Source organism: Pseudomonas sp. BS3782 TE3695, from assembly GCF_050435305.1.
Lineage (GTDB): Bacteria > Pseudomonadota > Gammaproteobacteria > Pseudomonadales > Pseudomonadaceae > Aquipseudomonas.
The window spans coordinates 3,361,947-3,375,812 of record NZ_JBNDKB010000001.1 but is presented as its reverse complement, the minus strand read 5'-3'; the positions used below and the strand labels follow the sequence as shown (position 1 = coordinate 3,375,812).

15 protein-coding genes and 1 pseudogene are annotated in these 13,866 nt (G+C 53.3%); 9 read left to right on the top strand and 7 right to left on the bottom strand.

Annotated elements, in window-relative coordinates; genetic code table 11:
• Positions 1-3 precede the first annotated feature (3 nt).
• The 4 genes from ABH909_RS15385 to ABH909_RS15370 form a co-directional block, all read right to left on the bottom strand.
• Positions 4-402, bottom strand: coding sequence for a DUF5329 domain-containing protein (locus ABH909_RS15385; RefSeq protein WP_429434556.1), 399 nt, complete (start codon positions 400-402; stop codon positions 4-6).
• 62 nt (positions 403-464) lie between these two features.
• Complete coding sequence (locus tag ABH909_RS15380; RefSeq protein WP_063343332.1) at positions 465-701, bottom strand: hypothetical protein; 237 nt, start codon at positions 699-701, stop codon at positions 465-467.
• A gap of 60 nt (positions 702-761) precedes the next feature.
• Positions 762-1,550, bottom strand: coding sequence for a DeoR/GlpR family DNA-binding transcription regulator (locus ABH909_RS15375; protein WP_429434553.1), 789 nt, complete (start codon positions 1,548-1,550; stop codon positions 762-764).
• A gap of 193 nt (positions 1,551-1,743) precedes the next feature.
• On the bottom strand, positions 1,744-2,652 hold the full coding sequence (locus ABH909_RS15370; protein WP_429434550.1) for a LysR family transcriptional regulator: 909 nt from the start codon (positions 2,650-2,652) through the stop codon (positions 1,744-1,746).
• 85 nt (positions 2,653-2,737) lie between these two features.
• Between ABH909_RS15370 and ABH909_RS15365 the strand changes: the two genes are divergently transcribed.
• Positions 2,738-3,514: an NAD(P)H-dependent oxidoreductase gene (locus ABH909_RS15365; protein WP_429434547.1), complete on the top strand. Its 777-nt coding sequence runs from the start codon at positions 2,738-2,740 to the stop codon at positions 3,512-3,514.
• Between the two features lie 556 nt (positions 3,515-4,070).
• Here ABH909_RS15365 and ABH909_RS15360 read toward each other — a convergent pair.
• Positions 4,071-4,493 (bottom strand): HD domain-containing protein, encoded by a 423-nt coding sequence (locus ABH909_RS15360; protein WP_429434544.1) that lies wholly within the window; start codon positions 4,491-4,493, stop codon positions 4,071-4,073.
• A 75-nt stretch (positions 4,494-4,568) separates the two neighbouring features.
• The gene (locus ABH909_RS15355; protein ID WP_429434541.1) at positions 4,569-4,898 is read right to left on the bottom strand and encodes a hypothetical protein; all 330 of its coding nucleotides are present in this window, start codon (positions 4,896-4,898) and stop codon (positions 4,569-4,571) included.
• A 604-nt stretch (positions 4,899-5,502) separates the two neighbouring features.
• On the opposite strand from ABH909_RS15355, the gene ABH909_RS15350 reads away from it, so the two are divergent.
• The 8 genes and pseudogenes from ABH909_RS15350 to ABH909_RS15315 form a co-directional block, all read left to right on the top strand.
• Positions 5,503-5,793 carry a fructose-bisphosphate aldolase gene (locus ABH909_RS15350; protein ID WP_095635130.1) on the top strand — a complete coding sequence of 97 codons (291 nt, stop codon included), beginning with the start codon at positions 5,503-5,505 and terminating at the stop codon, positions 5,791-5,793.
• Positions 5,794-6,008: 215 nt separating this feature from the next.
• Positions 6,009-7,232, top strand: a complete 1,224-nt coding sequence (locus ABH909_RS15345) for an SIR2 family protein (protein WP_429434538.1) — start codon at positions 6,009-6,011, stop codon at positions 7,230-7,232.
• On the top strand, positions 7,225-9,099 hold the full coding sequence (locus tag ABH909_RS15340) for an ATP-binding protein (RefSeq protein WP_429434535.1): 1,875 nt from the start codon (positions 7,225-7,227) through the stop codon (positions 9,097-9,099). Before ABH909_RS15345 ends, ABH909_RS15340 begins: the two co-directional genes overlap by 8 nt.
• An 8-nt stretch (positions 9,100-9,107) precedes the next feature.
• The gene (locus ABH909_RS15335) at positions 9,108-9,317 is read left to right on the top strand and encodes a KTSC domain-containing protein (RefSeq protein WP_095635132.1); all 210 of its coding nucleotides are present in this window, start codon (positions 9,108-9,110) and stop codon (positions 9,315-9,317) included.
• Positions 9,318-9,573: 256 nt separating this feature from the next.
• On the top strand, positions 9,574-10,482 hold the full coding sequence (locus ABH909_RS15330) for an alpha/beta fold hydrolase (protein ID WP_429434533.1): 909 nt from the start codon (positions 9,574-9,576) through the stop codon (positions 10,480-10,482).
• Positions 10,483-10,555: 73 nt separating this feature from the next.
• Entirely contained in the window at positions 10,556-11,128 is a 573-nt protein-coding gene (locus tag ABH909_RS15325) for a hypothetical protein (RefSeq protein ID WP_429434530.1), read from the top strand.
• Between the two features lie 116 nt (positions 11,129-11,244).
• Positions 11,245-11,721 carry a hypothetical protein gene (locus tag ABH909_RS15320; RefSeq protein ID WP_429434527.1) on the top strand — a complete coding sequence of 159 codons (477 nt, stop codon included), beginning with the start codon at positions 11,245-11,247 and terminating at the stop codon, positions 11,719-11,721.
• Between the two features lie 125 nt (positions 11,722-11,846).
• Positions 11,847-12,050 (top strand): annotated as a pseudogene (locus tag ABH909_RS15315) (alpha/beta fold hydrolase); the annotation flags it as partial.
• A gap of 50 nt (positions 12,051-12,100) precedes the next feature.
• On the opposite strand, the gene ABH909_RS15310 reads toward ABH909_RS15315, so the two are convergent.
• Positions 12,101-13,861, bottom strand: a complete 1,761-nt coding sequence (locus tag ABH909_RS15310; RefSeq protein ID WP_429434524.1) for an isocyanide synthase family protein — start codon at positions 13,859-13,861, stop codon at positions 12,101-12,103.
• Positions 13,862-13,866 lie beyond the last annotated feature (5 nt).

The window sequence follows — 13,866 nt, the reverse complement described above, 5'->3', positions numbered from 1 at the left end:
GGATCAATGAAGTTGTCGTTGCCTCTGCAGTTCGGTCTTCAGCCAGGTATCTGCCGGTTGAATGCCCGCAGGACAGCGCACTTCGTAGGCGCGACTACTGACACTGCTTTGGGTGGCCGCCAGGCTGATGAAGTCTTCTGCACTGGTGATCTTGTCCTTCTCTTCCAGGTATTCAAGCTTCTTTTCCAGATGCGCCCGGGCCTGGGCGCCCGGGTATTCGCTCCCGTTGCGTACAAACCGGCATTCACTGTGCTCGACAAAGTCCAGCAAGCTGTTTATTTCCTGAGTAGCTTGAGGTGGGGTTTGCGCCTGTGCAACGAGCACCACTGCGGTCAGGCCGATACCCGCCGCGATCAACCAATGGCTGACATACCGAGTGAAACGTCCAGGCACAATTCCCATGATGACACCTCGCATGACTGACGGCAGGTCAGAGCGGTGGTGGCCGCTCTGAAGGCCAGGCCTTACAGCGTTCTTTGGCTATTGCCGATGGTTTTGGCTTTTTCGATAGCCCAGTCCATCGCCGCTTCCATGTCCAGCAGATGCGGCGACGGGTGGTTGTCCTCAACGATGGCCGAACCGTCCGGCCAATAGACGCCCATGAACATCTTCAGCGAGCCGTCTCGCAATATTTCGGCTTTGACCTCGATGCTGCATCCGTTCGATAGCGTTTCCGAGTGGATCATATGGCGCTCAGTCATGGCTGCATTCCTCCCGTCGTTGCTATCAGCGTAACCCATACACCGCTGACCGCGATGAACTCAAGCATCCACTTGCACCACCTCGATCCCCAGCGTTTGATAATCCCCGACATTGCCCGAGGCCACGTGACACTCGGTAATCAGGGTATGCATGCGGTTGCAAGGCGCAACCACGAAGGGCTCCACCGCCCCCAGTTTGTCCGCGGTGGTGACGGCAATCACATGGGAAGCGCTGGCGAGCATCGCCTGCTTCACCGGCACCTCATCGAAATGCAGTGAACTGATGCCGACTTCCGGATGAATGGCGCAGACCCCGGTGAACAACAGATCGGCCTTGATGCCTTCGATCAACCGCAGGGTTTCATGGCCGCCGGAAGACATCGTCGCGGGATTGAGCTGACCACCGGCAACAATCACCGTGATGCCTTTGTATTCGGCCAGGGTGATCGCGATCATCGGCGACGCGGTAATGGCCGTGATGGAGATATCAGCGGGCAGCGAGCGCGCGATCTGCAGCGTGGTGCTGCCGGAATCGAAAATCACGATCTGACCGTTTTTCACTCGGCGTGCGGCGACTTGGGCCAGTCGGGTTTTCACTTCATCGGTTTCGCCAACCCGGGTGAAGTAATCCTTGCCCGTGTCCTTGGGCCGCGGCAACGCTCCGCCATGCACCCGCTGCACCAGCCCGGCGCTGGCCAGCTCCGACAGGTCCCGGCGGATGGTGTCTTCGGACACAGCGAAATACTGGCTCAGCTCGGAGGCCATGACCTTGCCGTCGCGTTCCAGGATCAAAAGGATTTTCTGACGACGTAACTGTGGGAGTTCGGCGATGGAATGCTCGTCTTGCATGGTTATGCCTGTTTTTGCGTGTTTGTGCGAGATTAGCCAAACACTGGAGTGAACACAACCAACAGCAGAAAAACTCATGCCAAGCGCAGAACCTGTGGGAGCGGGCTTGCTCGCGAAGGCGGCGGTACATCCAGGATTGATGTCGCCTGACACACCGCTTTCGCGAGCAAGCCCGCTCCCACATGGGTTGCGTTTAACGGACGTTAATCACAACGCTTTCACAAATGAACTCGCGCAACCATTGATGCGCAGGATCACGATGAACACGCTCGGGCCAGAGCATCGACATCTCGTAACCCGGGACATCAAGCGGTGGTTCGACCACTTCCAACGCCCCCGCATCGCGAACCAGCCGCGACGGCAGCATCGCCACCATGTCGGTACTCTCCACCACCGACCGCACAAACAGGAAATGCGGGACTGAAAGCACCACCCGGCGCGTCATGCCCACCGCCGAAAGCGCCTGGTCGGTGACACCCTGAAACGCCCCACCATCCCGTGACACGATCACGTGGTCGAGTTCACAGAATTGCGCCAGTGTTGGCCGTGTTTTCAACTGCGGATGGCCGGCACGCCCTACCAAAACATATCGTTCGGTAAACAACGCGCGACGTCGCAAGCCGGGGGGAGCGTCCTCGCTGGTGTGGAAAGCCAGATCGATTGCCCCCTGCTCCGCTTGCCTGGCGATCTGTGACGGAACCAAATCAAACACCGCCAAACGCGTGCGCGGTGCTGCCGAACGCAGCCCAGCCAATGCGGGCAACACGATGGTCGACTCACCGTAGTCCGACGCCATGACGTTCCACGTCTGCCGTGCCTCAACCGGGTTGAAAGGGCTGGCGGGCGATACGGCGCGCTCCAGGGCTTCCAGTGCCTGACGCAAGGGCTCGCGCAACTCATCGGCCCTGGCCGTGGGTCGCATGCCCCGTGGTCCTGGCAGCAACAGCGGATCACCGAAAATGTCCCTCAATTTGGCAAGATGCACACTCACCGACGGTTGAGACAAATTCAGGCGTTGCGCCGCACGGGTCACGTTGTGTTCCGAGAGCAAGACATCAAGGGTCAGCAGCAGATTGATGTCCAGGCGTCGCAGATTATTCATGGTAATACCTGGCATATGGGTTATTCATTTCCAATATACCGGGCAAAGCCTGACTCTGCAGTCTCCTGACACTGGAGACTCAGCCATGAAAGTTTTACTCGTTTATGCCCATCCCGAACCCAAATCGTTGAACGGTTCGCTCAAGGATTTTGCCGTCAAACACCTGGAGGCTGCCGACCACCAGGTGCAGGTCTCCGATCTATACGCGATGGACTGGAAAGCCACGCTGGATGCCGATGACAGTCCCGGCCGGCCAGCCGAATCGCGGTTCAATCCTTCGCTGGATTCCAAACTTGCCTTCGAAGAAGGTCGGCAACGCCAGGACATCGTCCGCGAACAGGAAAAACTGCTCTGGGCCGATACCGTCATTCTGCAGTTTCCACTGTGGTGGTTTTCGATGCCGGCGATCCTCAAAGGCTGGGTGGAACGCGTCTATGCCTATGGTTTTGCCTATGGCGTGGGGGAACATTCCGATGCGCGCTGGGGTAACCGCTATGGAGAAGGCACGCTGGCGGGCAAACGGGCGATGCTGATCGTCACTGCGGGTGGATGGGAGTCTCATTACAGCCCTCGGGGCATCAATGGGCCCATCGATGATGTGTTATTCCCGATTCAGCATGGCGTGCTGTTTTACCCCGGTTTCGACGTGCTGCCACCGTTCGTGATCTATCGCACCAGCCGAATGGATGACGCGAAATTTTCGACGACCTGTGATGCGCTCGGCCAACGACTGGATGACCTATGGAAAACCGCACCGATTCCTTTCCGACCGCAGAATGCCGGGGCGTATGACATCCCGCAGCTGACATTGCGTGCGCAGATTGCGTCGGATCAGACTGGGTTTGCGGCGCACGTCATGTGATCTGTAGCAGCTACCGAGCTCGCGAGGCAGCTGCTACAAGGAATGCGTCATGGCGCAAGGGTTTACCGATTCGCAAACACGAAAAAGCCCGCACAAGGCGGGCTTTGGAAATCGATGTAGGTGGCCAGTGCTGGTCTCTGGCTTACGAGGTTTATCGGGCCTCTCACAGAACAGGATTTTTAACCTTAGGCTGTTCTGCCTCACACGGCATAAGGGCTGGATCTCAGCGCGGAGATCTTTCTAACCGTGTACCCTTGGGAGCGCGCCCCACGCTTCCTCGCTATCCCTTTGCGCATCAGTCTGCGTCTTCACCTACAACTTCAGAATAGCAAATCACTCGAAGCCTGGGTCGGGCTTTTTAGACCGATTCTCTTTCAAGAAAACGGTGAGAGGATTGAAAAATACTAATGGACGGAATCTCCTGTAGGAGCTGCCGAAGGCTGCGATCTTTTGATCTTAAAGCTCCCAAAACCACCGCTAATCTAATAAATTGCTTGATCGGATCAAAGCACCGTTGCAGCAATCCGCACTCACCCGCAGATGAGACAATAACTCCCTACGACCGCAACACCCCAATCGCCCGCCGATATTTCTCAACGCGCTCCAGATCCTCCCAGGACGGCTGGGCAATCCTCGACAAGTCACTGTTCTCTTCCAGATCCGCCAATTTCACCACCCGCCCGATCGGGTTCTGCGCCACGCGCTCGATAAACTCTTCGTACGACTCATCCGGCACCTTGGTCACCGAGGCAATCGCCATCAGCACCGTTTCGCTGAAACCTTCGTTACGCAGATCGTCGAAGCTGATGCCGCAGTCCTCGACCACGTCATGCAGCACCGCGACGATGCGCTCTTCTAGCGTATTCACCCGCAGCATGACCTTCAGCGGATGCAGGATGTAAGGCGCGCCGCCCTTGTCCACCTGCCCCTCATGTGCCGCCGCGGCGATGGCAATGGCGCGTTCCAGTGATTGGGTCATGGGATTCTCCTCGGGTTAAACGCCGTAACGGCTGCTGAAATGAATGTTGCGCCTGAACCAGCCTGCAATCGCTTGTCACCGCCCCATAGACTTGGCGTTCTCAGCGTGGCGTCCGAGAATCATCGACACCAGCGTCGTCTGATCGACGCCCGGATGACCGTTCACCAGTTCAGCGACCCAGCCACAACCGGACTTCTGCAAGTGCTGACGCCACTCACCCGGCCAGGCCTCAAGCGCCGACACCGCCAACCACACCGCCCCGCCCTGCTCGCAATGACCGCCACCGATGGACTGTTCGAAACAAAAAGGCGTATCCGGTCGGGAAAGGTCGAGGTGAAAGAGGTAAATATCCTGGGTTTTGTGCTGTGGCGTGGGGGCGTTGTTGCGGCTGCCAATTTCGATCATGGGTGCGTTCCATCCTTGAATTCCCGCTGGCGTTCAGTCTACGACGGTGGCGGTGCTGGACGGAAGCAAGCGTCACTCACCGCCGAAAATCCCGCGCCTGAACGTTCGATGAAGGCACAGCGAGGATTTTGAAGTCCGAAAATCTCGTAGGAAATAACCGATTGTGGCGAGGGAGCTTGCTCCCGCTGGGCTGCGAAGCAGCCCCAAACCCTGCTAGCCCATTTCCTCAGACACACCGCAACGCCCGGTTTTGCGGCGGCTGCGCCACCGAACGGGGGCAAGCCCCCTCGCCACAGTGAGCGCGTGTGGTCCTACAGCCCGGTTGCGGCTACCGAAATCGCTGCCTAGAGTGGGTCTGTCGCTGAGCGAATTCAGCGATAGGGTTTCGCAGCCCTGACGATACGTGTAGTAACCTTGCACCCCATAACCAGCAACGGCCGCACAAACGCGCCCGTACTCCGTTTTATGGTGGCTGTGTGTGGGAGACCTTCTGGTCTGCCGGGTTCCTCGTATCCTCGGTCTGCGAACCCGCACATAGCTACCACCCTTTCGATTCGCAGCGAACGGCAGTAGCTCTTCTAACAGATACGAGGAAGATTTACTTATGAGTACGAACAACCCGCTCCGCCACTACACCCCCATGTCCCACTTCGCCACCGACCACCCCGTCCTCCTCATCGACGCCGACGCCCCACTGCGCGAACTCCACAACTGCCTCAGCGAACGTCTCAACGCCGTCCTCAAATACCTCAACCTCATGGCCTGCACCAGCCTGCCGGACTACGCCGAGCACGATATCAACACCGTTACCAACATCGCCCGGATCATGGTTCAGGATGTGAGTGATGTGTTTCGGGTGATTGAGCAGCGTGGGTTTGATAATGAAAGGGAGTAACTGATTTTTCAGTTATAAAAAACCCACTCCACTGTGGGTTTTTGCTTTCATTAAAAAACCTCTAGAGACAGCTCTCAAATAACTCAAACAAATACCAATTGAATTTGGACGCGGTAGTGGCTGTAGGCTATGGTCTTTGGGCACGCAACTGGTACGGCGCCTTAAAGAGCCCATCAGAATGGGCCTGAAAGATGACTTAAGGAGTTTGAAAATACATGGGCACCAGTCACGATCCAATACGACATCTGAAATATTTGAGACACTCCCTATCGCAGGACAATGAAGCTATAGGTTTCTTCGTAGCTGCTGGCTGCCCGCTTTCTATTTCACTTCCTGAATCAGACTGGCCATTAATACCAGACGTTATGGGGTTAACAAAGTGTATAAACGAACGCCTCAAAGATACCCCAGAATACAACACTCTACTTTCCGAGCTAGCTAAAGCAACAAGAATTCAGCACAAAAACATAGAACACATACTAAGCTTCGTCCGAAGCTTATATTTAGTTTCGGAAGGAGGGGACGTCAGAGGTTTAAATGAGCAACAACTTTCTCAATTAGAAAAGACTATCTGCGAAGAAATTGCAAAAAAAATCGACGTAGAATTACCACCTCTCGACACTCCCTACCATCGACTTTGCAACTGGATAAACTCAATTGATAGGAAATCGGCAGTAGAAATATTTACAACAAACTATGACCTTCTCTTAGAGCAGGCACTGGAAAGTACCCAGATGCCATACTTTGACGGCTTTGTGGGTTCTAGAAAATCTTTTTTTGACTTGCGAGCAGTTGAAGAAAATTTAATCCCTAACCATTGGACAAGGTTATGGAAGATTCATGGATCAATAAACTGGTATTTCGAAGACGAAGGTTCAAAAAAAAGAGTTCATCGATCTTCTGAAACGAAAGACCGCGTTTCGCACTTAATATACCCGTCCCACCTTAAATATGAAGAAAGTCGGAAAATGCCATATTTAGCGTTGATCGACCAGCTTAGTAGATTTATAAGAAAAAAATCTTCTCTACTCATACTTTGCGGTTACTCGTTCAATGACGGACATATAAACGATACAATTCTTAACGCACTTAAAGCAAATCCTACAGCAATGGTTCTAGGATTAATATATGAAAACTACAAGATTTTAGACTCTTCAAATGAGCCTGTCGATCGGTACCCCGAAGCATACTTAATGGCAAAAAACCAACACAACTTAAATATCTGGACATATGACAAAGCAATTATCGGTACGAGCTTAGGCGATTGGAAATATGACTGGCTTAAGGAAACCCCCGACGCAGATCTCATAGAGTTCGTCTATAAAGATGTTCGGAAAGATTTACCAGATCGAGATTTAATAAAGCTTGGAGATTTCTCAATATTCACCTATTTCCTTCAAAAAATCATAGGTACAGCTAAGGCTGCTCGACATGTCTAGTAAAGAAACCTATCTCGGTGATGTTCAGGATGTTGATGGAACAAGCGTAAGCCTTACTCTATCAAAAAAATCAATGACGGGTTTCGTATATATTGATGGCCAAGGCTATCGCGTAGGACAAATAGGCAGTTTTGTACGAATCCCAATTGGTTTTACCTCACTTTTCGGAATCGTCAGTCAAGTTGGTGCAAGTGCGATCCCCAGCAATATTACAGACTTAACAATAACTGGCGATCGCTGGATGAAAATCCAACTAATAGGCGAAGGGCAGCGAGATGGCGTCTTTGAAAGAGGACTGTCGCAGTATCCGACTATTGGAGATCAGGTACACCTTGTATCTGAGAAAGAACTAAAAAACATTTACGGCCAACCTGATCGCCCATATTTCGTAAAAATAGGCCACATTTCAAACGCTGATTCAATACCTGCACTAATTGACGTCAACAAGCTAATCACCAGACATTCCGCAGTTGTTGGGACAACCGGATCTGGAAAATCCACTACAGTAGCGAGCTTAATCAACGCACTATCAGATAAAGATAAATATCCGTCATCACGCATCATCATGTTAGATTTACATGGCGAATATGGTTCAGCGTTAAAAAGCAGAGCGAATATTTACAAGATAAATCCAGACACCTCATCCAAACTAAAGGAGAAAGGCTTATACATTCCATTTTGGGCGTTAAATTTCGATGAGCTTTGCGAAATAAGCTTTGGCAAATTCGACAATGAAAAGGATAGAAATATTGTTCTTGAGCGAGTTCAGAAATACAAGATCGAATCTCTTAAGAAACACCCAAAAAAAGGTGCCAACGCTGACGCATTAAGCGTTGACTCACCGATACCTTTTAGTCTTCATGACTTATGGTATGAACTTTATACAGAAACATTCGGCACCTACTACAAAGGCGCAGGCAAACCTTTAGATTGTATTGCTTATGAAACCAACTCAGACGGCGTAGAACTGAAGGGAGATCCTAAAAACGGAATTGCACCAATATTCAAAAATGTTAAAAATGACGCAGGAGATCCTGAAAAAATAAACTATCTCCCAACGCAACTTAACCTAGGAAAACAGCTACAACTTCTTGGCACTAAATTAAGAATACCCAGGTATGATTTTATTTTTAAACCAGCAGAGTGGAGTTCTCAAAAAGATGGAGAGGTAGGTCGCGACCTAGATGAACTACTAAAAGACTGGATTGGAAGCGACAAGCCGGTCACTATATTAGACCTTTCCGGGGTTCCGGGCGACATTCTTCAAACGACCATAGGGGCAGTCTTAAGAATATTGTATGAGGCATTATTCTGGGCCCGAAACCTGTCACAGGGAGGAAGATATCGACCGCTACTCATAGTAATGGAAGAAGCTCACATCTACCTTAATGACGATTTTAAAGGTATGGCATCAAAAGTAGTTCAGCGTATTGTTAAAGAGGGAAGAAAGTACGGCATAGGCGCAATGATTGTTAGTCAACGACCGTCGGAAATAAATGCAACTATTTTATCTCAATGCGGTACTTTTTTTGCGCTACGACTTTCAAATTCATCCGATAGAAGCCATATATCTTCTGCGCTGTCAGACAACCTTGACGGCTTGACAAACATGCTACCAATACTGAAAACCGGAGAAGCTATAATTTTAGGAGAGGCTGTCAAACTTCCTATGAGAACAGTTATATCTGCGCCACCTAGAAACGCAAGACCAGACAGTCAAGATCCGGTAGTTTATGATGAAGTATCATCAGAAGATTCTCAGAACCCAGGCGGCTGGGGTATTCCAATGGAAGCAAGCCCAAACTACCAAGAGATAAGTGAAACTTGGCGCTCGCAAAACCCAAAAATCGAAAGATTAAAAACCTAAGGGCTATCATGGAAAGAATATCTGTATCATCGAGCAACATCGCCTCTATAGGATACGACTCCGAAAGCATGACCCTCGAAGTCGAATTCAACAATGGCGCTACATACCAATATTTCGATGTTGGTCTGAGGCTTTACGAAGAGCTAATTAATGCAGACTCTGTAGGCGGCTTTCTTGCTGCCCATATTAAGGGGACCTATCGTTTTTCCAAAGTATAGCCAAAGAATGAGCGGATTTATTTCTCTTCTTAGATGAATCCGCCCACTCTAAATCCCTAGCAACAAAGAACAAAGGGGGACAGATTTATTTTTGGATATGCGTCGAGAGTAGCTGCTTACAATTTCGTCTCAAATGCCTCCTTCCAGTCAGTCACAACCAAACGGTCTAAGCTCATCCGATCGAAACTTACTCTCGCCACCAAGCCCCCTTATTTGCTCGGGGGTACCTTCCACGCCTACGCCTGGAGCCACCGTAATGATCCGCATCCTGCTGACCGCTCTCACATTGCTTGCCCTAAGCATCCCGGCCCACGCTCAGATGCCTCCATTCCCCACCTCCTTCCGCACTCAAAACATCCCGCTAGAAGACGTCACCCTCCATGTCCGCATCGGCGGCAAAGGCCCAGCCGTGGTCCTTCTACATGGCTTCGGCGACACCGGCGATATGTGGGCGCCACTCGCCGCCGATCTGGCCCGCGATCACACAGTCGTGGTGCCGGATCTTCGCGGTATGGGCTTGTCGTCGATCCCGGACGGCGGCTACGACAAGAAGACCCAAGCCGCCGACATCCGTGCAGTGTTGGCCGCGCTAGGTATCGAACACTCGGTAGTCATCGGCCATGACATCGGCACCATGGTCGCCTACGCCTACGCCGCGCGTTATCCGCAGCAGACCGATCGCCTGGTGGTGATGGATGCGCCCGTACCGGGCATTCCGCCCTGGAACGAGATTGTCCGCTCACCGATGCTTTGGCACTTCGACTTTGGCGGGCCGGATGCTGAGCGCCTGGTCGCCGGTCGTGAGCGCATCTACCTGGACCGGTTCTGGAACGAGTTCGCGGGCGATCCCAGTAAGGTGGATGAAGAAACCCGTCAGCATTACGCCTCGCTCTATGCCCGCCCAGGCGCCATGCGCGCAGCCTTCGCTCAGTTCCGCAGCATTCGTCAGGATGAGGTGGACAACAAAGCTTCGATGGCGACGCGGCTGACGATGCCAGTGCTGGCCATCGGCGGTGAGAAATCCTTTGGCAGCAATGAAGCGATCGTGATGCGCAATGCGGCGGATAAGGTCACGGATGTGGTGATTCCGGGGACAGGACATTGGCTGATGGAAGAAGCGCCAACGGAGACCATTCGAGCGATTCGGAACTTCATCGCGCAGTGACGGGGGCATCGTTTCTGGACTTCATGCCGACAAATCCTTAGCTTGGCTGATCCGAATACCCGCAGAGACGGACATGCAACAACCCATTCGAAAATTAACTCTAGCGAATATCGATGCCATAACGATGGACTTTCATCGTGAATTGGCAGTTATCGGACAATCGATTAGAGGAAAAACCGGCTTGCCCTTAATGCTTTCGATGAAACGCGATCGCCTGGGTCATGGGCCTTACCCCGGCGTATCGTTATTCGAGGCCGCCAACCGGATCATGTCCGATCTTGTGATTCTTCACGGTGTTGCAGCCCTGCTAAAGGACAAGCATTTTCCCTTTGACGAGTACACCGTCGAGTTTGGAAACGAAAACCACAACGACTTTGACATTTATGCGAGTTCAGCGGGCGCGAGCTTGGCGGGAGAAGCTTTCAACGTTGCACCGTCCTTCTTCCAAGGCAAAAAGAGTACGGCGTTGAAAAAGTTGCGCGCCAAAGCGACCGAGGCAACTTATCGAGTCATCCTGTTCAATGCCGAGGCGACACGGAAGGGTTACATCGGGCGCGGTAAGGATGACATTTATTATGTCGTCGTCGATATCTCATCACGGACCGTCGCCGTTTCGCCCAAACCTACTTGGAACGTTTCGGTGTAACGGTTATGGGGCCATCTTTCAGTTACATAAGTCCGTCCATTTCCTTTCAGGAACAGAGCCTTTCGAGGCGGCTCCAGCCGTGATACGCCTCCTTTCTGCGGATGAGAGCCTGGCAAATGAGTAAAGAAGCAAAATTTTCACGGCGAGTTTTATGGGCAGAATTTTTTAGCGCTGCTTTGTTGTGCGCCATAGCAATCCTGCTATCGGAGCTGGCGTTTGATCCACTGTATGGGTTTGGGCCACACGAAGCCGGTCATCTTGTAGGTTATGCAGGATTAGTGATTGGAATGATTTGCTTCATCCAGGCGGCTGTAACCGTTCAAGCGCATCGCCGTTGGACTCAACTAATTGCGGCCTCAGTTGCGACGTTCGCTGCAATTTGGCTTGGCAACTTCTGCGGAAAAATCCCTGCCGATATCGCCAGGTTACTGTCGGTGGTGTTGGTGATCTCCCTGGGGGCGTCGATTTTTTTTCGGGAATTTGCTCCACGGAGTTGCACGGCGCTGGCCTCTGCTGTGTGCCGCAGCTTCATGCCTGATGTTTTCAGGATATTGGGAGCTGTTCCTACAGCCGTTTGTCGCAGTCTACGATAGCGGCCGACGCGGTTGGATTCAGTGGCCTCAGGTTGTGTCCGACGCCATAGGGATTTGCATTGGATTGATCATCGCCAAACGCAACCGCAAGGTTACCAACAGCGCAGCATTCGTCAGGAGTGGGCAAAAAGGCTTCGATGGCGACGCGGTTGACGATGCCAGTGCTGGCCATCGGCGGTGAGAAATCCTTTGGCAGCAATGAAGCGATCGTGATGCGCAATGCGGCGGACAAGGTCACGGAAGTGGTGATTCCGGGGGCGGGACATTGGCTGATGGAAGAAGCACCAACGCAGACTATTCGAGCGATTCGCGACTTCATCGCGCAGTGATGGGGATGTCTAGCAAGGCCCTGTCTCCAGGGCCTCCCAGACAACAATGATCAGTAAACCTGCACCCGCCACAACTCCCGCGAAGACGATGCCGCAGACATCGGAAACCGCCCATGCAGCGTCCGATAGTTGTCGATCAACACCAGATCCCCCTCACTCCATTGATGAGCAATCAGACACTCCGGGTCATAAACCAGCGCGTTGACCTGTTCAAGAAGTGCCTGCTGACTCAACTCATCATGATCCTCGACTCTCTGGCTCAGGGTCTGCAGTGTCGAGTCGGTGCCCTCTTGGTAACGCAGGATGAGTTCGCCGCTGCGGGGGTGATGATCCACCAGGCTGTACATGCGCGGGGAGCCACCGAAGTAGGTCATTTTGGTGTAGTAGGTGATGTTCACGCCCTGCCATTGTCGGGCGACTCGCTGGCCGACTTTGCGCAGCACGTTTCGGCTGTCGACGATGGTGGTCTGGCCCTCTCCCGGCTGCGGCGCGGTCTTGCAATACAGCATGAATTTGCTGGCGCAGAATTTCGGGTTGCGCTGCACCTGTGCGTCGCTGTCGGGCAGCATGTTCAGGTCCCAGTGCAACGGCGTTTTCTCCAGCGAGTGCACCACGCCTTGGGGTTTGTCCGCAGGTTTGACCACGTGCACGGCGCCGAAGGCCCATTCGTACAGCGTGCCGAAGCGTTCGCAGCTGCGCGCAAAACTGTCCTGATCATCGAAGCGGCAGCCCTTGAGGCAGACGAAACCGAAGGTTTCCACCAGTGCTTCCAGCAGGCCCGTGGACAGTCGTTCGAACCCCAGCCCCAACGGGTCTCGCACCACCAGGCCAAACAGCGGCAGTTTTTGCAGTTGGTATTCGAAGCCTTGGGCCTGCGGGTTTTCTGTTTGGTGGTAGAGCCATGGCCGCCCCTCAAAGGTGACCAGCACATGATGGTCGAGGTCGACCTGGGCGCGGGCGCGAAGGGTTTGGCTGCCATCGAGGTTGCGCACCGGCACGGCATGCCAGGGGCTGTCGACACGGGTCAGCCCTTCGGCCAGACCGAAGGTGAATTTGGGCCCGGCATTGCTGTATTGATGGACCGACAAGCGAATGTCATCGCCGAAGAAACGATCCACTGCCGCATTCAATGCCTGCCCGCGAAACATCATTTGGTAGGCTTTGAAGTTGATTTGCTGCAGGTACTCATCCTCGCTCTGCCCGTCTTCACGGCACAGACGCAGGTCGTTGTAGAGGTGACTGCAGAGGTGGTCATGGGCCTGGCTGAGGGATTCATCGTGCCGGCTCTGCTCGATCAGATCCCCAAGGTTTTTCCAGGGCAGACGGGCCTGTTTGATCAGGCTGGCGCGAACCGACTCGGCACTTTGGGCCTGAGGGAACAGGTCTTCCATGCTGACCCACTGAATCGTGTGGGTGGTGCACAGGTCACGCAACGCCCGGTTGTAGGTCTGGCGAACGTCATCGGCCACGCCGACGATGTCGTTGAAGGTCGTTCCGTCACTGAGGATCGACACCACACAACCCGGGGCGTGCAGCGCGGCGATGGCCTGGCCGAGTTGGTCGAGGCGTTCGATGGCGATGACCTCGCCGTAGTCTGGCAGCACGCCGAAAGTCTGGTCAGTGGCGTTTGGCGACTTGCAGGGAAAACCTGGCAGTACCAGACGCACCGGCAGGGCCTTATCGAAGCAATGCCCCAAGCGTTGCGCAAGATGCGCTCTGCCTTGTGTGTCGAAACAATCATCCGTGCCTTTGAGCAGATAACCCGCGAGCAAATCGCTGACGGCAGCGATCCAGGCGTCTCTATGTTCCATAGAAC